Source organism: Alteromonas sp. CyTr2, assembly GCF_947311905.1.
In the GTDB taxonomy this organism is placed as follows: domain Bacteria; phylum Pseudomonadota; class Gammaproteobacteria; order Enterobacterales; family Alteromonadaceae; genus Alteromonas; species Alteromonas macleodii.
Window position 1 is genome coordinate 1 of sequence record NZ_CAMZMZ010000031.1, and the last position, 21653, is coordinate 21653.

Annotated in this window: 19 protein-coding genes; 9 read left to right on the forward strand and 10 right to left on the reverse strand. The window is 44.2% G+C overall.

Translation table 11 applies throughout. The features are described from left to right. Window positions 1-117 precede the first annotated feature (117 nt). Genes QME20_RS14910 through zwf form a run of 5 tightly spaced genes read right to left on the reverse strand, consistent with a single transcriptional unit; the run spans window position 118 to window position 5742 of the window. On the reverse strand, window positions 118-762 hold the full coding sequence (locus QME20_RS14910; RefSeq protein ID WP_014949849.1) for a bifunctional 4-hydroxy-2-oxoglutarate aldolase/2-dehydro-3-deoxy-phosphogluconate aldolase: 645 nt from the start codon (window positions 760-762) through the stop codon (window positions 118-120). A gap of 3 nt (window positions 763-765) precedes the next feature. Beyond that, a complete protein-coding gene (locus QME20_RS14915) occupies window positions 766-1719 on the reverse strand; it encodes a glucokinase (protein ID WP_049587592.1) in 954 nt (317 codons plus the stop codon). Next, on the reverse strand, window positions 1719-3545 hold the full coding sequence (gene edd, locus QME20_RS14920) for a phosphogluconate dehydratase (protein ID WP_014998717.1): 1827 nt from the start codon (window positions 3543-3545) through the stop codon (window positions 1719-1721). Before edd ends, QME20_RS14915 begins: the two co-directional genes overlap by 1 nt. A gap of 9 nt (window positions 3546-3554) precedes the next feature. Beyond that, window positions 3555-4247, reverse strand: a complete 693-nt coding sequence (pgl, locus tag QME20_RS14925) for a 6-phosphogluconolactonase (protein WP_014979596.1) — start codon at window positions 4245-4247, stop codon at window positions 3555-3557. A 1-nt stretch (window position 4248) separates the two neighbouring features. After that, window positions 4249-5742, reverse strand: coding sequence for a glucose-6-phosphate dehydrogenase (zwf, locus tag QME20_RS14930; RefSeq protein WP_049587589.1), 1494 nt, complete (start codon window positions 5740-5742; stop codon window positions 4249-4251). Between the two features lie 284 nt (window positions 5743-6026). On the opposite strand from zwf, the gene QME20_RS14935 reads away from it, so the two are divergent. The 3 genes from QME20_RS14935 (at window position 6027) to QME20_RS14945 (ending at window position 8937) form a co-directional block, all read left to right on the forward strand. Then, window positions 6027-6878 carry a MurR/RpiR family transcriptional regulator gene (locus tag QME20_RS14935; protein ID WP_014949854.1) on the forward strand — a complete coding sequence of 284 codons (852 nt, stop codon included), beginning with the start codon at window positions 6027-6029 and terminating at the stop codon, window positions 6876-6878. Window positions 6879-7116: 238 nt separating this feature from the next. After that, window positions 7117-8553, forward strand: a complete 1437-nt coding sequence (pyk, locus tag QME20_RS14940; RefSeq protein ID WP_014949855.1) for a pyruvate kinase — start codon at window positions 7117-7119, stop codon at window positions 8551-8553. Window positions 8554-8619: 66 nt separating this feature from the next. Then, a complete protein-coding gene (locus QME20_RS14945; RefSeq protein ID WP_281716183.1) occupies window positions 8620-8937 on the forward strand; it encodes a hypothetical protein in 318 nt (105 codons plus the stop codon). Between the two features lie 77 nt (window positions 8938-9014). Here the strand turns inward: QME20_RS14945 and QME20_RS14950 are convergent, their stop codons facing one another. Then, window positions 9015-9392, reverse strand: a complete 378-nt coding sequence (locus QME20_RS14950) for a hypothetical protein (protein WP_014949857.1) — start codon at window positions 9390-9392, stop codon at window positions 9015-9017. Window positions 9393-9858: 466 nt separating this feature from the next. Here QME20_RS14950 and QME20_RS14955 point away from each other — a divergent pair, with 466 nt between their 5' ends. Together QME20_RS14955 and QME20_RS14960 are read left to right on the forward strand one after the other, a co-directional pair. Next, on the forward strand, window positions 9859-11100 hold the full coding sequence (locus QME20_RS14955) for a putative DNA modification/repair radical SAM protein (RefSeq protein WP_049587586.1): 1242 nt from the start codon (window positions 9859-9861) through the stop codon (window positions 11098-11100). Between the two features lie 16 nt (window positions 11101-11116). Further along, window positions 11117-11923, forward strand: a complete 807-nt coding sequence (locus QME20_RS14960; protein ID WP_014949859.1) for a TIGR03915 family putative DNA repair protein — start codon at window positions 11117-11119, stop codon at window positions 11921-11923. A 121-nt stretch (window positions 11924-12044) separates the two neighbouring features. Here QME20_RS14960 and QME20_RS14965 read toward each other — a convergent pair whose 3' ends face one another. After that, complete coding sequence (locus tag QME20_RS14965) at window positions 12045-12644, reverse strand: BON domain-containing protein (protein ID WP_014949860.1); 600 nt, start codon at window positions 12642-12644, stop codon at window positions 12045-12047. A gap of 666 nt (window positions 12645-13310) precedes the next feature. Here QME20_RS14965 and QME20_RS14970 point away from each other — a divergent pair. Further along, window positions 13311-14294: an endonuclease/exonuclease/phosphatase family protein gene (locus tag QME20_RS14970; protein WP_281716184.1), complete on the forward strand. Its 984-nt coding sequence runs from the start codon at window positions 13311-13313 to the stop codon at window positions 14292-14294. A gap of 17 nt (window positions 14295-14311) precedes the next feature. Here the strand turns inward: QME20_RS14970 and QME20_RS14975 are convergent, their stop codons facing one another. Next, window positions 14312-14860 (reverse strand): hypothetical protein, encoded by a 549-nt coding sequence (locus tag QME20_RS14975; protein WP_014949862.1) that lies wholly within the window; start codon window positions 14858-14860, stop codon window positions 14312-14314. 555 nt (window positions 14861-15415) lie between these two features. Between QME20_RS14975 and QME20_RS14980 the strand changes: the two genes are divergently transcribed. The 3 genes from QME20_RS14980 to QME20_RS14990 are packed head-to-tail and all read left to right on the forward strand — an operon-like array spanning window position 15416 to window position 17708. Then, a complete protein-coding gene (locus tag QME20_RS14980; RefSeq protein ID WP_239219511.1) occupies window positions 15416-16399 on the forward strand; it encodes a galactosyltransferase-related protein in 984 nt (327 codons plus the stop codon). Between the two features lie 22 nt (window positions 16400-16421). Then, a complete protein-coding gene (gene gntA / locus QME20_RS14985) occupies window positions 16422-17087 on the forward strand; it encodes a guanitoxin biosynthesis heme-dependent pre-guanitoxin N-hydroxylase GntA (protein ID WP_061095321.1) in 666 nt (221 codons plus the stop codon). Between the two features lie 27 nt (window positions 17088-17114). After that, window positions 17115-17708, forward strand: coding sequence for an urea carboxylase-associated family protein (locus tag QME20_RS14990; protein WP_014976827.1), 594 nt, complete (start codon window positions 17115-17117; stop codon window positions 17706-17708). Window positions 17709-17739: 31 nt separating this feature from the next. Here the strand turns inward: QME20_RS14990 and QME20_RS14995 are convergent, their stop codons facing one another. Further along, window positions 17740-19482, reverse strand: coding sequence for a hypothetical protein (locus tag QME20_RS14995; protein WP_281716185.1), 1743 nt, complete (start codon window positions 19480-19482; stop codon window positions 17740-17742). A gap of 65 nt (window positions 19483-19547) precedes the next feature. Further along, a complete protein-coding gene (locus QME20_RS15000; RefSeq protein ID WP_014949867.1) occupies window positions 19548-21404 on the reverse strand; it encodes an alkaline phosphatase PhoX in 1857 nt (618 codons plus the stop codon). Between the last annotated feature and the right edge of the window lie 249 nt (window positions 21405-21653).

The window sequence follows — 21653 nt, forward strand, 5'->3', positions numbered from 1 at the left end:
CAGTTACCTGATACCGGATTTTGAAGCCTTAAAAAGATCGGTCAACCGATCATTAAATTCTTAACTGATCGGCATTACTGCCAATGAGCAGGTTTTTTTAATTAAAGGTTCAGCAAATTACTGCTTAGCACCCGCAACAGCTTCTTTTGCTAGCTGCGTAATACGCGCCCAGTCACCTGATTCGATTGCGTCGTCTGGGGCAAGCCATGAACCACCTACACATTTAACGTTGTTAAGCGCTAAATAGTCATTGTAGTTGTTTGGACCAATGCCACCCGTTGGGCAGAACGTCACATCTGGGAAAGGACCACTTATAGACTTAATGGCTTTAACGCCGCCTGAAGCCTCTGCTGGGAAGAATTTCATGTGGGTATAACCCGCATCTTTACCCTTCATCAAATCAGAAGTTGAAGAGATACCAGGGATAAGTGGAATTTCTGAATCCATACCCGCTTTTAGCAAATCAGCCGTCATACCTGGGCTAATTGCGAACTTAGCGCCCGCTTCAACGACGGCTTTAAGCTGCTGAGCGTTAGTCACTGTTCCAGCACCAATTAAAGAATCAGGCACTTCTTGTGCAATTCGCTTAATCACGTCAATAGCCGCTGGGGTACGTAGCGTTACTTCTAGTACTTTAATACCACCTTCCATCAGCGCTTTTGCCAGAGGAACCGCTTTTTCTACGTCATTGATTACCAAAACAGGTACAACTGGACCGGCCGCAAAAATTTCCTCTGGAGAGTATTTCCATTTCGTTGTCATAATTTAGCTCGCTGTATTTTGATTCAGATATGCAGCCGCACCCAATAGACCATGATCAGGTTCTGCAATTAAATAGGTGGGAATGTCTTTCACGTAGTGCTTCATTTGCCCTTTCGCTTCAAAACGCGCTCTAAAATCGCTGTTTTGAATAAATTCAGGGAAACGGTTAGCAATGCCACCACCAATGAAGATGCCGCCCGTGGTTGCCATGTTAAGTGCTAAATTACCCGCAAAACTTCCCATAATTCGACAGAATTGGGTAAGCGTTGCTTCAGCAATTTTGCAGGTACCGTTTAGCGCAGCGTCAGTTATTTGAGCGGGCTCGGTAAATACGACTGGCGTTGAAGCCTGATTGGCTAGCGCAGTATAGATATTGTGTAGACCACGACCAGACATCACTTCTTCTGCAGAAGCACGCCCTAAGGTAGATTGAAGGTGACGCCATACAACAACATCGGTTTCATCTACCGGTGCAAAGTCTACGTGACCACCTTCTCCGTCTAGCGTCTGCCAACCGGTTGAGGTCATCGTGATATGTTCAACACCTAATCCCGTACCTGGCCCAAAAACAGCGATGTTGCCATTTTCTTTCGCTGTGCCTTCACCAATTTGCACCACTTGCTCTTCGCCTAATACAGGCAATGAGTGCGCTACGGCAGTGAAGTCGTTAATAACGAACAACGCATCTAGTTTAAGCTGCGAGCGAAGCGCATTTTGCGAAAATGCCCAGCTGTGATTCGTCATCTCGACTTGATCGCCCAATACTGGACATGCAATAGCAATACAGCCCTGCGAAAAGCTGTATTCCGGCATGTCGCTAAAGTATTGTGCAATAGCAAGGTCAATGCTGGCAAAATCATTACACATGTATTTCTTGATGTCGGCCACACCTGATTCGGTTACCCTTGCAACGCGAATATTCGTACCGCCAACATCAGCCACAAACTTCTGGCTCATTATGCTTGCTCCTGCGTGTAAAACAGTGAACATGCACCCTCTTCTGCACCTGTCAGAATAGCGCGCATACCCGCAAACATTTCACGTCCCATTCCAACGTGATGCTTAGCTAAGTTCGCTGGCGCTGCTTCACGTGCAGCCAGTGTTTCATCATCCACATGCAGTGTTAGTGCACCAGTTTGTGTGTTTAGCTCGATAATGTCGCCCTCTTGCACTTTAGCAAGTAGACCGCCTTTATAAGCTTCTGGAGTCACGTGGATAGCTGCAGGAACTTTACCTGATGCACCAGACATACGACCGTCAGTAACTAGCGCCACTTTAAAGCCGCGATCTTGAAGCACACCAAGAGGTGGCGTTAAGCGGTGAAGTTCTGGCATACCAATCGCAGAAGGACCTTGGAAGCGAACAACTACAATGCAGTCTTTGTCTAGCTTGCCAGACTTAAACGCGTCATCCAGTTCAAACTGGTCTTCAAACACAACCGCTGGCGCTTTGATATTACAGTGAGGCGTGCGAAGCGCTGAGGTTTTGATAACGCCACGACCAAGATTGCCGTCAAGTACACTCAAACCACCATCTGGCTTAAACGGAGCGTCAACAGTTGCTAGCACTTCTTTATCAAGGGATTCAGTTGGGCCATCTCGCCATTCTAATTCGCCGTCTTTAAGCACAGGCTCTTTAGTGTAGAAGTCTAAGCCTTCACCACAAATAGTCTTAACGTCGTTATGTAGTAGACCCGCATCAAGCAGCTGTCTAATTAGCAATGACATACCACCTGCTGCAACAAAGTGGTTAATGTCAGCTGAGCCATTCGGGTAAATGCGAGTAAGAAGAGGCACAGCATTAGAGATATCTGAGAAGTCGTCCCAATTTACGATGTAACCTGCAGCGCGAGCTACCGCAATAAGGTGCATGGTGTGGTTAGTAGAACCACCCGTAGCAAGAAGACCTACAAGGCCGTTCACAATGGCTTTTGCATCTACAATGTGACCAATTGGCGTATAGTTGTCGCCAAGGTCAGTTAGGCGTGTCGCTTGGACCGCAGCCGCTTTAGTTAACGCGTCGCGCAAAGGTGTGCCTGGATTAACAAACGACGAACCCGGAAGGTGCAAGCCCATCATTTCAACCACTAGCTGATTCGAGTTTGCCGTTCCATAGAACGTACAGGTACCAGCAGAGTGGTAAGATTGAGATTCAGCTTCAAGCAACGCGTCACGCCCTACTTTACCTTCGGCAAATTCTTGACGAACGCGGGCCTTTTCTTTGTTTGGAAGACCCGATGGCATTGGACCGGCTGGCACAAAAACGGTTGGCAAATGACCGAACGTTAGTGCGCCCATTAGTAGCCCGGGAACGATTTTGTCGCAGATACCTAGCATCAATGCGCTATCGAACATATTGTGAGAAAGCGCAATGGCAGCCCCCTGAGCAATGTTATCACGGCTCATTAGGCTTAAGTCCATGCCAGACTGGCCTTGTGTAACACCATCACACATAGCAGGTACGCCACCTGCGAACTGGGCTACACTGCCTACTTCTTTCACTGCTTCTTTAATTAACGCAGGATAAGTCTCGTAAGGCTGGTGCGCTGAAAGCATATCGTTATACGCAGACACAATAGCCACGTTGGCTTTAGTCATTGAACGAAGGTCAGATTTTTCGCTTGTTCCACATGCTGCAAAGCCGTGAGCAAGGTTACCGCATGACAACACACCACGGTGTGGTCCTTGACGTCGTGCACTCTCAATTTTTTCTAGATACGCCTTACGCGTTTCTTTACTACGCTCGATAATTCGTTGCGTAACTTCAGCAATTTTTGGATTCATGTTTGTCTCCTATGGCGCCCACATCAAAGTAACCGGCGCACGGTTAACTACGGCGGTGATGGGCTTTTGCGCTTCGGTGGCATTTTCAATAGCGTCAAGTAAGACTTGTTTTTTCTTCTCGCCTGTTAAATGCAAAAAGATATTACGGCTATTGAGTAACGCAGGTAGCGTTAATGAAATACGTTGATGAGGTGCTGTTGTAGGTTGAACAGCGATACAGGTTCTGCCGCTGCTCATATCTAAGCCGTCAAGTACTTGCTCAGAGCAAGGGAAAAGCGATGCAGTGTGACCGTCTTCCCCCATGCCAAGAATCAATGCATCAAAAGGTTGCGACATGCTAGCCAAATTTGACTCTGCAGCATTTACGCCTTCGTTTGCATCATCAGCATCGCTTTTCAATTCGATAAAACGAGCTGCTGCGGCTTTATTTTGAATTAGATTATTTTTGACTAGGCTGGTGTTGCTGGCCTCGTGGCCCTCTTCAACCCAGCGCTCGTCAGCAAGGGTGATATCAACCTTATCCCACTCAAGTTCGGTTTCACTTAGTTGTTTGAAAAGCGCCAGAGGCGTGCGACCACCACTCACTACAAGCGATGCGCGACCACGAGTTTTAATACCTGTTTTTAAGATACTGACTAAGTCTTGCGCAAATGCGTCAGTCAATGCATCAGGTGTTTCGAATGATAGAGTTGTTAACGCCATATTACTTTTTCTTCCCTGTTTTGCTTTCGTACCAGCTGCGATTTTCGCGAGCAAGAAGACCTATAGAGTCTACCGGCCCCCATGTACCTGCTTGATACGGTTCTGGTGGCTCACTCGATTGCTTCCACGCTTCAAGAATTGAGTCTACCCATGTCCAGGCTTGTTCAATTTCGTCACGACGAACGAATAGCGCCTGATTACCCAACATAACTTCAAGAAGTAGCTTTTCGTATGCATCAGGAATACGCTCGTCGGCAAACGCTTCAGAGAAGCTTAAGTTAAGCTTCGATTTTTGTAGATCCATAGAACCAGAGCTAGTTAAGCCAGGCACTTTGTTCATTACAGTGATTTCTACACCTTCGTCTGGCTGTAGACGAATAACGAGCTTATTGGGTGGGAGATTCTTGAAGCTGTCACCGAATAAGTTGTGCGGCTGACGCTTGAAGTAGATAACAACTTCACTCACCTTAGTTGGCATGCGCTTACCTGTGCGTAGGTAGAACGGCACACCAGCCCAACGCCAGTTATCAATTTCCGCTTTAATCGCAACAAAGGTTTCAGTTTTACTTTGCGTATTGGCACCTTCTTCTTCAAGGTATCCAGGCACTTCCTCGCCCTTTACAAAGCCAGACGTGTACTGACCGCGAACTGTGCTTTCGTTAATATTAAACGAGTTGATAGGACGAAGCGCCTTAAGTACTTTGAGTTTTTCATCTCGAATGCTGTCGGCATCAAGCGTTGTTGGAGGCTCCATCGCCACCAAGCTCAGAATTTGTAGCAAGTGGTTTTGCACCATGTCTCGCATTTGACCTGCGTCGTCAAAGTAACCCCAACGTCCTTCAATACCCACTGACTCTGCAACTGAGATTTGAACATGGTCAATGCAGTTGTGGTCCCAGTTAGTAGCAAAAATAGAATTGGCAAAACGCAGTGATACGAGGTTTAGTACTGTCTCTTTACCAAGGTAATGATCAATGCGGTAAATTTGCTTTTCGTCGAAGTATTCTGCAACTTGCTCATTGATAACTTTAGACGATGCCAAATCGTGACCAATTGGCTTTTCTAGCACAACGCGAACGCTTGAGTCGATAATTTTACAGCTATGCAGGCCACGACAGATATCACCATATATCGCCGGTGGTGTCGCTAGATAACAAACCATGGTGCGGCTTGAGTCAACGTGGTCGTCTAATACGCAATAGCTTTCAACGTCCTTCATGTCCACGCACGCATAGTGCAAACGCGCTTTCATTTTTTCCCAAGTGGCTTCACACAAGTTCTTTTCGCCAAACTTGATTAGGTTGGCATGAACTTCTTCAATATAGGCATCCAGCTCCATTTCTTGACGCGCAACACCCACAATAGTGGTGTCTGGGTGCATCAAGTTTGCTTTCTCAAGCTGATATAAAGAAGGCAATAACTTGCGTCGTGAAAGATCTCCCAGTGTACCGAAAAGTACAAAATCACAGGGTTCGTAGGAATTATCCAATACCATATTCGTCGACCTTTTAAATGTATGTGTCCGCGGCGTATTGTACAGTTATTTACAACACTAACGACTATTTTTACCGTATAGTTAACACCAAATGTAGTAAAATTACAACTTATACTAACTATAGGATCTGAATCTTTACTGTTTCCCTCAGTTTACCCTCATTTAACCCGATTGAAATAACAAAAATTGTCAAAAAATTACATTTTTCTTGTCACAGACGTCACATTGGGTACTATTACGGGTGTACCTTACAATAAATTGTGCTAACTAATTGCTATATCTGTATGAACATTTTAGAAAAAATCACACAAAACCAAGCGGCATTCAGTAAATCTGAGAAAAAGGTAGCTGAAGTCATTCTAGCTAACCCACAAACGGCCATTCATTCGAGTATAGCAACCCTCGCTAAGATGTCGGATGTTAGTGAGCCTACCGTAAACCGTTTCTGCCGAAGACTTGATACTAAAGGCTTCCCAGACTTTAAACTGCATTTAGCGCAGAGCCTGGCTAACGGCACGCCTTATGTAAACCGCCATGTTGATGAAAACGACAGCCCAGACGAATATACCAATAAGATATTCGAATCGACCATGGCGTCTCTGGAAGTGGCGCGCCAATCTGTGGATGTGAACGTGGTAAATCGCGTTGTTGATTTACTTACACAGGCACAGAAAATTTCATTTTTCGGCTTAGGCGCTTCAGCTTCAGTGGCACACGATGCACTCAATAAGTTTTTCCGCTTCAATGTTCCAGTGGTCTACTTTGAAGATATTTTGATGCAGCGCATGAGCTGCATGAACTGTTCAGATGGCGATGTTGTTGTATTGATTAGCCATACGGGCCGAACTAAAAGCTTAGTAGAAATAGCGCAAATTGCCCGCATGAATGACGCTACTGTGGTAGGAATTACCTCAGCAGATAGCCCGCTGGCACAAGAGTGCAGTTACGTGTTATCGCTGGAGGTGCCGGAAGATACTGATATGTATATGCCAATGGCCTCTCGCATCGCGCAGCTCACGCTAATTGATGTCCTGGCAACCGGTTTTACATTGCGCCGCGGCAACAAGTTCAGAGAGAATCTGAAGCGAGTAAAAGATACGCTGCGTGGTTCACGTTATGAAAAGCGTGGTGAGTAATTTTCTTCCCACGTGATCATATAAGAACCACTTACCGTAACAATAGTGGTTCAATAAATCAGCGAAAACGCCTAACTGGTCGAGCCAGTTAGGCGTTTTTGTTTATTTCATTCACATTTTTGTCAAATTCAACTATTATTCTGTAATAAAATTACGTAAAGCGATTACAGGCATACAGTATAAACGCGTAGCCTATCACTCTTTGTCTTTTCTAACTTAGAAACAGCGACGGAATCACATGACCAGAAGAACGAAAATTCTTGCCACCTTAGGCCCTGCAACCGACTCACTTGAAAAGATTCAGGCACTTATTGCCGCAGGCGCAAACACTGTGCGCATGAACTTTTCACACGGACAAGCCGAAGACCACATTGAACGTGCAAAGCGCGTTCGTCAGGCAGCAAAGAACCTAGGTAAATACGTAGCGATTTTAGGTGATCTTCAGGGCCCTAAAATCCGTGTTGCTCGTTTTGCCGAAGGGGCAGTTCGTCTAGAGGTTGGCGCAAAATTCATTCTAGACGCTGAATTAGGCCGCGACGAAGGTGATATTAATCAAGTAGGTATTGATTACAAAGCGCTTCCTGATGATGTATCAGCAGGCGATATTCTGCTTCTTGATGACGGTCGTATTCAGCTTCGAGTAACTGGCGTTGAAGGCCGCAAAGTGATTACTGAAGTAACAGTAGGCGGCAAGCTTTCAAACAATAAAGGCATTAACCGTCAAGGCGGTGGTCTTTCTGCAGATGCACTTACCGAAAAAGACAAAGAAGACATTAAAACCGCCGCGAAAATTGGTGTTGATTACCTTGCAGTGTCATTTCCTCGCAGCGGCGCAGACTTGAACTACGCGCGAGAACTTGCCGAAGCAGCTGGCTGCTACGCAAAAATTTGTGCAAAGGTCGAGCGTGCTGAAACGGTGGCGTCTGACGAAGCCATGACGGATATCATCAGCGCTTCAGATGCGGTAATGGTTGCTCGTGGTGACTTGGGTGTAGAAATTGGCGATGCGGAACTTGTTGGTGTTCAAAAGAAACTGATTGCCCGTTCTCGCCAGCTCAACAAGGTTGTGATCACCGCGACGCAAATGATGGAGTCGATGATTGACAGCCCTATGCCTACACGTGCAGAAGTAATGGACGTTGCGAACGCTGTACTAGACGGCACTGACGCGGTAATGCTTTCAGCTGAAACAGCGGCGGGTAATTTCCCTATTGAAACAGTTGCAGCTATGGCTCGTGTTTGTGAAGGCGCGGAAACACATCCAAGCGTTAAAATTTCCAAGCACCGCATGGATCAGCAGTTTTCTTCTACTAGCGAGTCAATTGCTCTGTCAGCGGTTTACGCTGCGAACCACTTGCCAAGTGTTAAAGCGATTGTAGGTTTAACTGAAAGTGGAACTACACCAACGTTAATGTCTCGCATTACTACATCTCTGCCAATTATTGCGATGTCTCGTCACGAATCAACGCTTAACACGATGGCGCTTTGCCGCGGCGTTAAGCCGGTTTTCTTTGACTCTTCAAACAGTGAACCTGGCAAATTGAAGTACGATGTCATTGCATCACTTAAAGAGAAAGGGTTAGTGAAAAGCGGCGACAGTATCATCCTGACTTACGGCGATGAAATGGAAAAAGTGGGCGCGACCAATACCCTTAAAATCGTAGAAGTCGAATAGCGACGAATACACTATTAAAGCGAAGCAAATGCTTCGCTTTTTTTTGCCGAATACTTTGCTGCGCTTTTGGATAACACTACAACAGAGTATTCAGGTAATGCCGTATTCTATAAAGGGACGCTACACGGGTATCCCATTGTGGTAGCTAAAACCGGTAAGGGTTTAGAAAATACAGCGGCCGCCACCGCTATTGGCATAGAGAGATACCACCCTCGCCTTATCATCAATCAGGGAACATCCGGTGGCCACGTTCCCTTTTTAGGTATTCGCGTATTGTCGAACAACATTACCAACCATGGTGAATATGACCCAACCACGGCCAAAGATTGTCAGGCCTTTGTTGAAAAAGTGGTAAAAGCTTATATTTCTGCGCTGTCGGAATAAAATTGGAAAACACTCAAACGAAAAACACGCCCTACATTGTAAAAATGTAAGGCGCGTTTTCATGTATAGCCTTTGTATTAGATTGCTTGAGCGGTATAAGTTTCCGCATCTTGACTAACATCATTCGCGTATTGAGTAAGATGGTGATTTAGAATATTTTCGGCGCGCTCAACAAACTCATCACGCTTAAATTTCCAACCTCTTAAATCGGCTTGCTTAGCCTGTGCAATGTAGTGCTCTAGACGCGTTTTTCTCAATAGATGTGCCTTTTTCGACAAATCAAATTCTACCAATGAGAAGTTTCGCTGTACTTTTTGAATATCCATGTGAACGGGGCGCTGTTCGTCATCAGCTGATGCTTGGCTTACGGATAGCTTTCCTTGCCCAATTACACCGACTATAACAATGATTGCTGATACCACTAAGCCTGAATAAACCCACTTTAAAAAGTTCATACCCCACTCCTTGAACGATTTTGCACTTGTATCGATAAGCTCGCTACAATCCACTTAATTAAACTTTTTATCACTAATGTATTGAGTCATTCGACTTTTTAAGTTTCTAGCTTTCACGTTGCAGCAGATGAGTTTTGCCTGACAATACAAACTTTCGTCTATTCAATACATCAAGTAATTCACTCGTGTCTCCTTAACTAAATGCACCTTCCGTACCATATTAATATTTTATATTTTTCAACAGCTTAGACAAAATCAAAACGTATACTAAAGTTGTACAAGGTACTTTCTACACACAGCAAGATAAAATTTTCCTTTCAAATTTAATAAACTCCCTCCCCTCAATGCTGTACACTTATACAGTATAAAGATGTACCACAACAACCAATGTACTGGACTGGTATGGAATCTTGTTTTTTCCGACCGTCTACCACGTACATTTGCCTAGAGAAAGTGACCATTTGCGATGCATGACAAACTCATTCAAAAACTCGAAATTCTTTCAGATGCCGCTAAGTATGACGCTTCTTGCGCAAGTGGCTCCGCCGGTAAACGAAAAGCAGGTAAAACTGACGAAACAGGAATAGGTTCGCTCACAGGAGGGTCAGGGATATGTCACAGCTTTACCCCTGATGGTCGATGCGTATCATTACTTAAGATCCTAATGACCAACTATTGCATATACGATTGCCATTACTGCATCAATAGGGTGTCTAGCAACGTTCAACGTGCGCGTTTTACCGTTAAAGAAACGGTTGATTTAACGCTTAATTTTTATAAACGTAACTACATTGAGGGATTATTTCTAAGTTCCGGTATTGTCGGTTCTCCTGACCTGACTATGGAGAGCATGGTACGCATCGCGAAGTCTCTTCGTCTTGATCACGGATTTAAAGGATACATTCATCTTAAGACCATTCCGAATGCATCTCCTGAACTACAGGCTGAAGCTGGCTTGTATGCCGATAGGCTAAGTATAAACATCGAAATGCCGACACAAAATTCGTTAAACAAATACGCCCCGGAAAAAGACCTTGGAGAAATTCACGGTTCAATGAATACATTGAAAGACAAAATAAATGAACACAAAGTAGATAAAACCTACTCGGGTAAACGCCCACCTCGCTTTGCTCCTGGCGGACAGTCCACTCAGATGATCATAGGCGCCGATGACTCAAATGATAAAGTTATCCTTGGCACGAGTGTCAAACTGTATGGTCAACAAAAATTGCGGCGCGTTTACTATTCTGCATTTTCGCCCATCCCAGATGCGTCTGAAGTCTTGCCTCTTAAACCGGCGCCACTTATCCGTGAACACCGACTTTATCAGGCCGATTGGCTCTTGCGCTTTTATGGGTTTGGTTTAGATGAAATTGTACACAACGACATGCTAGATATGGAGCACGACCCCAAGCTTGCGTGGGCGCTACGCAATCGCCACATATTTCCCATCGATTTAAACAAAGCTGACAAGCTACTTTTATTGCGAGTTCCTGGACTGGGAGCACGCACGGTACAAAAAATTCTGGCTATTCGACGTTACACAAAGCTTAGCTGGTTCGATCTCACAAAAATGCGTTTACCCTTACAAAAATTAAAACCCTTCATTACTGTTAGTGATTATTCCCCCGCTATCCATTTGCTCGATAGCAGTAACTTTGAACAGCAATTTAAACAACCAAAACAGTTTGAATTGTTCAGCGCCTAATCTAATTGGTACCGCAATGAAAAAAGTAACAATTTCATCAGTGCCCGGATACGACGAATGGCGAAAAGCATCGAGAGAATGTCTAGCCCAACACATACCTCCGGAGAACGTTACATGGCAAACTTCGCAATCTAACCAAGACGACTTGTTTGCCGTGACCGATTCGGCCAACGCTATTGGTGAAAGCCAAACGAATTTCAGAATTCCCAGATCAGTTTTAACGCTGTTGAAGTATGCGTTATGCCACCAAGCCCCCGATCGTTTCGCTTTATGTTACCGCGTTTTATGGCGAGTAGTTTTCGAAAACAGAAACCTTATTCACTTAAAAACTGACGAAGATGTGTTGCGTCTCAACGTGCTGGCTAAAGCAGTAAAACGCGATGCATATAAGATAAGTGCTTTTTTGAGATTTCGAGAAGTTGTACTTGACGGACAAGAGCATTTTATTGCGTGGTATGAACCAGAACACTTCAGCTTGGAATTGAAGCTCGATTTTTTTCGGACTCGTTTTAAAAATATGTGTTGGTCAATACTTACCCCTTATCGAGCTGCGCATTGGAATACTAAAACACTTGTTTTGGAAGATAATCCTGACCCAAGTATTATTCCAAATGATGACAGAATTGAAAAATACTGGCTTACGTATTATGCAAATATATTTAATCCTGCCCGCGTAAAAACAAAGGCAATGTTAAGTTCAATGCCAAAAAAATACTGGAAGAATATGCCTGAGACGTCGCTTATTAACGATATGATACGCCACTCGGATGCTAGAGCACGTAAGATGATACTAAATGGAAAAAAGGTGGAGAATGGTGAATGAGTCCTCCTGACAAATATTAGCAGCTGTGCTTCCTTTGTTTATTGCGATTTGAAAAGCTCTGTAAAACGTGACCAGAAAAAAAGGGGCCGAGGCCCCTTTTTTGTGTAAAGCAACAATGATATTAGTTCATCGCAGTTTCAGTAACTACACGAAGGTTGCTTTCAACATCTTTTACGTCAGACGCATTCTTGGCAATTTCCACAGCTAGGTCACGCTCAGCATCAGAATCAACGTCGCCAGTCAGTGTTACTACACCGTTTTCTACGTCAACATCGATGTCGAAACCTGAAATATCGGTATCCATAAGAAGACGAGTTTTGATTACTGTGGCGATTTTGGCGTCAGTTAACTCGCTTGTGCCTTCGTCAACAGTATCTTCCATGTCATCTGACATGTCGCCTTCCATATCTTTGTCAGAGACAACCGTTAGCTTGTTGTCTACAGACGTTACACCGTCAATATTCGCTACTAGCTCTTCCGCTAGCTTTTTATCAACAGAGTTCTCAACCTTACCAGTAAGAACGACATTACCATTTTTAACGTCAGTGTTAATGTCGAATGAATCAAGGTTACCATTGAACAACAGCGTTGCTTCTGCTTTGCCATCAATCCATGCGTCTTTGGCACCTTTCTCCCATTTGTTGTCTGTGTCCATGTCACCTGCATATGCAGCTGTAGTCAAAGTTGTAGCAACAATCATAGAAATAAGTGAACGTTTCATAACATTTCTCCTTTGTCGAAACTCGTAGATAGTCATGCCAATTCCTTGCCAACAAAATAAGGCATTGTTTTATATGACAAATATTAATATCCAGGGCTAGTTAAGTAAGTTTTGTTTTGCAAACTTTGCCTTTGTTTGAGAACTTTTTACTTAATTTTGTTAATGCCCAAAACTCGTCAACTTCACTTAAGAAAAGCACCTATCAATTGTACTAAGGGATAACTTTTTGTCGTTGGCCGCCGCTAAGTTGCAGTGATACTTAGGTTAAACTTATTTCACAAAGCTGCCGTAGTTATAACGATTTGTGTCGCTTCACTGGGGCCTGTTGACCTTTGTTGTACATTTTTGCAGCGGTCTGTGTGCCATCTAGACAAGGCGAATGTTTGACGGTTTAGTGGTTCTAAATCGAGAACATTCAACGCAGTATAGATGGCACAAAGGCGCTGCCCGAAGGGGTCGCTATGGAAGCCTTTTACTCTTTGTCACAGTCCTTTAACTTAGCCCGCTAGGCTTGCAGGACTGTTTCGCGATTAAAAGGCTTCCATTTAGACCAAAATTTGTACACCAAAGGTCAACAGGCCCTAGCTATAGTCATCAATTTAGTTTTGCAGACAGAAGCAACAGGTGGAGTGTTTTTCGTTAATTAAACTCAAGGACCAACTAGACATGGATACTGCACTTACTGCTGTTTCAGTCTTATTTATAGCCGTAAGCTGGGCCCCTTTGCTTCCTTCTTCTCATTGGTTAGTAAGAGTGTGGGAATTTCCGCGACTACAAATAGCAGCTATCATTTCTTTGTTAATTGCTGGGCATATTTTTGAATCAACCTATTACGCACAGATAGATAGCCTAGCAGTAATTATTGTCGCTGGATTAACAGTTAGCCTTAGTTATCAGGTTATCTGGATCATTCCTTATACCCCTCTGTATAAAAGAGAAGTTAGGCACGTCGAGGTTGAGAGTGCGAGCCAAAAGCTAAGTGTTTTATCAAGCAATGTGTATATGCCTAATGACGATTTTCGCAAGCTCATTGAACATGTACGTAATAAGCAACCTGATTTTCTCGTAACGTTGGAATCTAATGAGAAGTGGCAGAAAGGCATCAGTGAAATTGAATCTGAATACCCGTATCGTAAATTTTGCCCACTCGAAAACCTCTACGGTATGCATCTTTATAGTAAGCTTCCCTTTGAAGAGATCTCATTGCGATTTCTAATAGAAGAAGATGTGCCGTCTATGAAAGTTAAAATCAATCACCACGGACAAGATGTCACGCTATATTTTCTTCATCCAAAACCACCAAGCCCAACAGAAAACACGTATGCAAAGCCCAGAGACGTAGAACTTACTGTTGTGGGGGAAGAAATAGCTGAAACAGAGGGCCCTGTTGTCGTCGCTGGCGATCTTAACGATGTGGCTTGGTCACCTACTACCAGAAAGTTCAAGAAAATAAGCGGACTTTTAGACCCACGAGAGGGGCGCGGTTTTTTCAATACATTTCACGCGAAATATCCTTTAGTGAAATGGCCGTTAGACCACGTATTTCACTCGGAACATTTTGCATTGGTCAATATAGAGAAGCTTGAAAGCATAGGCTCAGACCACTACCCGCTTTATACCGAACTAGCGCTAATCACGGACAAAGAGTAATACTCAAGACTGTAAATCTAATGAGAGCTACGGTGTTTGACACACCACATGAGGCTATCACACGCCTCTTCACGCTTTTTAAAATGGGCTAGCCCTATTAGCTTGTTATCCCGAGGCCAAACCGCTTGGTTTAGCACCTCTTGATCTTCTGCCGATAGTTGTTCGCTATCTAACACAATCTCAACCGCTTTTTTGTTGGGTTTTATTAATGTGGGGTTAGCTTCTTTGACCAGAGCAGAGTTCACACAAATATACTCTCTCTTAACAGGGTCTCTCACCACGCCGATGTAGTTGTTGTCGCAAATTATAGCTGGCCAGCCTTCCGTTATTCTGCTCTGTCCAAACATTACGAGTGTAAAAGCAACAAGAACGAAAAGTGTTAAACCGATAAATTGAGCGCTCAAATCTGGTGCTACGCTTACAATAACGCCGACAACAGCTGCGAAAAATATCCAGCCGCCAAATACTCTGCGCATAGCATTTGGTGAGATACCAGATATAACATCAACCACCTTTAATGATTGTTTGTCATAGTGTCGAATAAATACAGACGATTGTGATTCCACAGCCTTTGTCCACCAGAAAAAATACGAAATTCAGAAATTAATACGTTACAAGTAAGGCTGAAGATTTACCTACACTCCGAGTGAGTAAAAACCAATAATATGAGATTAGTTCTACTCGAAAGAAAACGTGTTAAGCAATATTTGTAGGAATATTTAAACTATTGAATTGTAATGTTTAACCTACTAACCAAGCATATCAAAATATGTGGGAACGGCAAAGCAATTACGCGCTAGATGCACAGTAAAACAAGACTTGTGAAAAGAAGCGTCATGTTAATCTGCAAATTAGAACAGACCACCAAAAATTAACATAAAAAACTGCTGTTGGCCTCCATACATTCGTTTGTAAATTTTTCTCTCACTTTGCACCTCTTGCTTGCCTTGGCGCTCAACCATTGCTGCAAATACTCGAAACCAGAACTTCAAAATAAACCTTTTAAAAGATAATCAATAACTTACAAAACAGGAACACTCTTTGCTTCTACGAAAGTATAACGTTCAACGTTTCATGTCGTCGTTGTTACAGGTTCAACAAATTAGAAAGGGAGGAAGAGTATGCGTTCACCAATAAGTGCAGTGACTATTGTTAAGAGCAGAACTGAGAAGCTGGCCAATTTGATTACTCAGTTAGAGCAATGCTCTCCAACGCCAGATGAGCTAGTCATTGTTTGGATGGCACCTCCTTCTGATTTGTCACTCGTACGCAGTGACAAATTCGACATTGTTCACAAGTTTGTGACTCAAGATGCTCTTCCGATAGCGAAAGCGCGCAACAAGGGTATGTCAGCGGCCAAGCACGCGAATTTAGTTTACCTAAACGTAGACGCAGTTATTGCCCCATCGCTTTTTAGAGATGGCTTGCTTGCGCTTCGTGACAACACCGTAGTGTTCACATCAGTGGTGTTTTTACCCAACGAGCGCTGTTGTAAGCCCTACCGACAAATTTCAAAAGATGAAAAAGAAATCGGTTATTTAGCAAGTAATGACGACACGTTACCCGAAGACGACAATAACGAAATACCTTCAAGAGATCAGGAAATTAATCATGGAAAGTTTAGTGACGATAGTATTTGTTCTACAGTGTTTTTTATTCGTAAGGCAGACTTTCAGAAAACCGGCGGCTTCGATGAAGGCTACGCGGGTTTCGGACTAAACGACGAAGATTTCTTCACTAACTGTAGAGCATTAGGGTTTTCGTTAGAGCAATTGCCCACGCGAACATTTGCACCACACCGCCCTAATTATCAATGCCCGATAAATCACCTTTTAGACTTTGTTCATAATGCTCAGCGTTTTCACTCGAAATGGGGATTTTACCCATGTGTCAATGTATTGAACGCGTATGCAGACCAAGGTTTTATTAATGCTGACTTCAAGCAAAACGGCATTAAGATCAAGCACCTCCCCCAGCAGGTAGAGGAAGACAAGGCGGACGCGCCGGTTGAGCAATTAACGGGAACCAACGCCCAAAACAATGTTGAATTTACGTCTTTTCATTCGCCGGAGAAAGGCTCTGACCTTTTAAGCACGACCGCATAAAACGCTTTCAGGGAGATATGGAATGTCTTTAATGAAACCGAATCTAACCGAGCGCTTTTTGTCGTTTGTAGGGGAAGCCGATTTCCCCTGCGTCGGAGCCAAAACAGCCCTCAATAAAAGCCAAATTCATGTAAATCAATACGACGATATTCGCTGTCCTCTCAATGAGACAGATATGTTGGCGTCAATTCACCAATTTGTAGAGTCGTTTGATCTTGAACGGGACATGTACTCCTCTTTGGTCGCAACTTTTGAGCTTCCAGATACGATAAGCGAAACTGAATTTGATCGGGTTTTATGGGAAAAATTGCAGCGTTTACACGAGATTGACGCTTGTTTAAAACCTTGGGATAGTAAAGTATCAAGTGACCCTCATAACGCTCAGTTTAGCTTGAGTTTAGGCGGAAAGGGTTTCTTTGTAGTTGGACTGCATCCAAATGCATCAAGAAAAAGCCGTCGATTTCCCTACCCTGCCATCGTGTTTAATTTACACGAGCAATTTGACATGTTGAGAAAGCAGAAGCGTTTTGAAGCATTCAAAGACCACATTCGTAAACGAGATACCGCGTACTGCGGAAGTAAAAATGAGCTACTCGCAAACCATGGTGATAGCTCAGAGGTATATCAATATAGTGGTGTAAAACATTCCGAAAACTGGGAATGCCCGTTCAAGCGGATTAAGCACTAAACCTAAATAAAAGGGACAAGTCACATAATGTTACAAACTATACAGCCAAGAAGCGGCACTGCATTTACTATGAAAAAAGGGGAAAGACTTAAGGTTATTGACCCAGAAGGTGAACAAGTGGCCGACCTCTATGCGTTCAATGAACACGATAAAAATGAGTTTATCTCTTCAGGACGAAGTTTAGATTACAATGAAAGCATCCAATTCAAAAAAGGCAGCTTGCTATACTCTAATCAAAGTAACGTGATGTTCGAAATTATTGAAGACACTGTAGAAGACCATGACTTTCTTTTGACTCCTTGCAGTGTTGACACGTTTAAGCATTTTTATCCCAATGAAGAGCCAGTACCTGGGTGCCACGGCAATTTAGTCGCGGCTTTTTCAGAGTTTGACATCCCAGAGCATCACGTTTGTACCACATTCAATACCTTTATGAATGTGGAGGTAGACGCCAAGGGTAAAATATCTGTTCTTCCTCCTAAGTCTAATGCCGGTGATTACACAATATTTGAAGCAAAGATGGATCTAATCGTAGGGTTAACCGCGTGTTCAGCGGGCGAGTCAAATAACTTCCGTTACAAACCGATTCAGTTTGAAATTTTACCCGCGGCTAACATCTAGCCGCGAGCGTTATCTTCTAAATAAACAAGCGCTACCGAGCTTCTGCAATGGCGCTTGGCTTTTCTTGTTGCCAGTTAAGTCGCATATCCCACTTGAAACGATGTTCAGGCTTAAGCGGTGGCTGTTCGGCATCAATAGTGCTTAACACGTTAGTCGCCTTAGTCAGCGTTGCGTCGCGACCGAACAAATAGCTTTGCTCTTTCACTATGGTCAAATACGCTTTGTTTAACGCATACGCGCGCTCTGGTGAAGGAGTAATGATGTCGTACACTGACTTGGCACGTTGCACTGCTTCCACCTTGACCATGCCTTTTTCATCAAACCATTTGGCCAGCATTTCTCCGTTCTGACGGAACTCATCGCCACCGCCCACGCGCTCCATATAAGTAAGGAACTCGCCTTTTTCCTCGTTAATATTTGGCACATCTTCAATTTCACGCAGGTCTATATAGCCCCACCCTGCTTGTCCGGGAACTTTCCGTGCAAATGAAAATGTTTGGTCGAAGGTTGACCCTACTGTTTTGTGACAGCCGTTACAAAACGCAAGCTCTTGATCGTGCTGTGCACGAAGTTCGCCCTGCTCATTTTCAATGAAGCCATTAATTGTCCAGCCAAAGCCGTTGTCTATCCCTTTTTCACCTAGGTAGCGGGTTTGGGGCAGCTTTTCAAAATGCTTATCTTTTGCTTCCGCATAATAGGCAGATGCTAAGCTTTCTCTGCTTCTGAACATATGCTTTTTCATGTAGCGCACTTCCTTCATACGCGGCGCGTTATAAATATTCCCGTTTTCATCCACGCCAATGTAGCGCACGGTATGTAAGAATTCTGTACCTTCGGGGTAAAGCATGTGCGCTAGCGGAACATCGCTTGCGTCGCCAACGTAATGCGACGAACGAGCAACTTCAGTTACGGATTCTGACAGCTTGCCGTCTTGATTAATGTCAATATTCAGTTCCACCTCATTAACCGGCGCTACAGTTAATGTGTCTAGCTCTTTAAGTGCCATTTCAACTAGGCTTAGGTTCAATGTGTAAATAGCTTTGTTGTAGTCGCCACTTAGCGTTTGAAAGTTTTCCGGAAGTCGGATCATGGCATCGCCCGTCGACCCGTTGGTCGGCCAGAAAGTGCTCGGGAAAGGTTTGTAGTTGTATGATACCCACCCGCTGCCATCTTTAGCAAAACCGTCGCTATCAAAGGCTTTATCAGCGGCGCTCAAGTTTTCAATACGCATGTACTCTGGCATGGCGTCATTGTTAAGCGAAACGGTGTAGTTGTCTTGCGCTATATATTTTTTAATCGTGGCATCATCAATGCCCGCAATTAGTGATGTACGGTCAATAAACAGGTTTTTCCAGCTGTTTGTTAACCCTACGTTAGAAAATTCGTAGTTGCCCTGTAACGTACCATCGCCCATTTGATTAGGACGCTTTTCCATTGAATCGTAACTTTGGTGGCATGCATAACATGGGTTGTTAACACCTTCTGTTTTGGTGTAACACTGGGGAGGAATAACCGATTCAGGGTTATACACTTCATCGTGTTCAATATATGCCAGAGCGGGAATAGCATCGCCTTCTCGATAAGGATAAGCGTGGGTGCTGTCGGTCTTTTCGTGAGTAGAAGTAGGCAGTTGTGTGTCAACTGTAAAGCTTGTTGAGTTTTGCTCATAGTTTGACTGATTGTTCACGTCAGTACCCGTGTTATCAATGCATCCTACACTGATAAGTAGTGAAAGCAGAATGCTTACACCTGAAGTTATTTTTAACATTTTCATAATCGTCACAACGGAAAAATCCGGGCACATAAGTGCCCGGAGTATTTTTAAATTAAAAAGAAAACTTACTTATCTGCTGGCTCATACATCCACAGCGTATTGTTTTCTTGGAAACCGTCTTCACCGATAAGAATACGGCCGTCGTTCATCACCACTACGTTATCTGGTTGAGAAAGCTGTTCAACGTCACAACGCTCGGCGCCAGTTAGGCTTGAACGGTACGTACCGCCCATCACTACAGGTTCAATACGAGAGATGTTATAGCCTTCTTCAAGCTTGGCACGATAAACGCCACCACAGTCTTTAACGCGGGCAGAAAGCTGCATATCGCCTTCACCGTCAATCATTGTGTTGTCGATATCAGCGATGCCGATGTAAAGGTATGCATTCTGTACCACTTCACCTTCGATAGTATCTACACCTTCAACCGCTTCTTTTGCGCGTTTCTGGTTGATTGAGATACCTTCCAGTTTTCTCCACTCTGCGGTAGCCCCTTTAAGACGGGCCGCTGCACGACTCTCTAAGAACGCTACGCGGTTATCCATTGGCTGTCCTGCTGTTACGCTAGAGCCACCTTCCTCTACCGTTGGATAGGTCGCATCGCCATCAGCCCATGCTTGAACGTCGGCCATAGTAATGTAAGAGCTTTGTCCATCCACGTAATCGTCGGTACCAATACCATTGTATTCATCAATCCACGCGCGAATAGTCAGGTTATCACCGCTAGCTAATTCCACCCATTCAACCGCAAAACCAGTTGTCGCAGGATCATTCTGACCTGCATCCTGAGTGAGCTTAGCGCCGTAAAGTGTACCTGCCGATAAGTCTTCAGCTGTGTCTGCGACAAACTTAAACAGTACGCCACCCGTATCATCTTGAGAAAGGTAAACCGTTTTACCGTCAGGCATGACCGTTGAGTTCTCATGCTCGTACCGGCCCATGGCAAAATGCTTAACAATAACCGGCTCATCAGCCAACGGCTCTGTTACTTCCGCAATGTAGCCATAGTTGTAAGGGTTTGGCGCATCTGGCGCCGTCATTTGCCACATACGACCTAAGCGCGCATCTGTAGAAACGGCCTCTGGGTTATTCCAGCTTGGTGATGTTGTCGTATCCACCGCCGAATCAACCACCCACTCTTCTGAAGTAAGCGGTGTACCCCAAGGTGACATTGAACCAAAGCAGTTTGCCGCCGTTCCCCACACTGGCGAGAAATCCAGCATCATGGCTTCAGTTACTTCCCACATACCAAACTCGTCTTTTTCAACTTTCATGCGGCTCATACCGCCAGGAAGCTCTTCCCAGTTCGAGAAAAGGTAACCTTCGCCTTCGGCGGTTGATATGAAGCCGTTAAAATCAGGCATGTCATTTTCAAGAACCAACTCTTCGCCATCCAACGTGTAGATGTGACCTAAGCCTTCTGGTAGGTCAGTACCGAAAGTGTCGCCCGTTTGTCCGAGTACTTGATATTGACCAATGGCAGAAACCACCAGCTCTTTTTCTTCATCTGAGCTTGGTACAGGTGAATTTGGTAATGTTACTGGCAGATTGTTGAAGTTAGCACCTGCAAGCACGCCCACTGTACCGGTGTTGATAGGCATTGCATTTACACTGGTTGTCGCCGCATTAGTGCCAGACGGGTGCTGAACGTTAAAAAATAAATCGCCTTCGTCTGTTAAGAATATACCGGTCACTTCTGCACCAAGTGGAACCGTAGCGATACGTGTTAGCGTACCTGCACTATCACCTTGAGGACCTTGATCGCCCACCGGGCCTTGATCTCCTACTGGGCCTTGCTCACCTACAGGGCCTTGTACACCGTCTTCGCCATCGTCACCTTCCAGTGAACAGGCAGTCATCCCTAGTGTTACAGCCAGTGCTATCGCTGAATACTTAATTCCACGAAGAGTTTCGCTTTTCATTATAGTTCCTTGCTTATACTTGTTTTCGATGTTGAGTGGAGGTAAGCAGAAGACTCACCTCAGTAAACGGTCTTAGCGGGCGAAAGTCTGGAGGACATTTGTGACATTCCGGTGACAGTGAATTGACACCAAAATGAAGCTTTATTGACACAAGGGTATGAAAAAACGAATAAAACAAATGCGAAGATTTACGAAGGCGCTGTAATCATTGGGATTATTGAATGATCAATCAAGAAAACCTAAACCACT